The sequence below is a fragment of the Mesorhizobium sp. M1E.F.Ca.ET.063.01.1.1 genome (assembly GCF_003998155.1).
Lineage (GTDB): Bacteria > Pseudomonadota > Alphaproteobacteria > Rhizobiales > Rhizobiaceae > Mesorhizobium.
Window position 1 is genome coordinate 1 of record NZ_RZSC01001635.1, and the last position, 435, is coordinate 435.

At 64.6% G+C, this 435-nt stretch carries 1 pseudogene; it reads right to left on the reverse strand.

What is annotated here, in order from left to right:
- Positions 1–435, reverse strand: a pseudogene (locus EOA29_RS40165) (molybdopterin-dependent oxidoreductase); the annotation flags it as partial.

Sequence of the window (435 nt, forward strand, 5' to 3'; positions counted from 1 at the left end):
GTTCCACCGGTCCGAACAGCCCCATGCTCCTCGGCGGCCGGTTGGGCGCCGCCTGCCCGGACCAGTCGGGACGGAAGCGGAACTTTCCGTCCGGATGGCCAAAGCCGTCGATGAAATGCGCCGCCTCGAAATCCGGCTGCATATCGATCCACTTCTGTTCGCCCAGGCTGTCGAAGCTGCCCAGCCCGCGCTTGCCGAGGATGATGTCGATATGCTCCTTCTCGGTGAGGCCGAAGCCCGGCCTGTCGGAGACGCCGAGCCGCTTCGCCAGTTCCTCGATGACAAAATGGTTGGTGCGCGGCCCTTCCGGCGGATCGATCAGCTTCGGGCCGAGCGTGATGTGCTGGTTGCCGCCGCCCTTGTAGATGTCGTCATGCTCGAGGAACATCGTCGCCGGCAGGACGACATCGGCGACGATGTTCCTCGAGCATGACG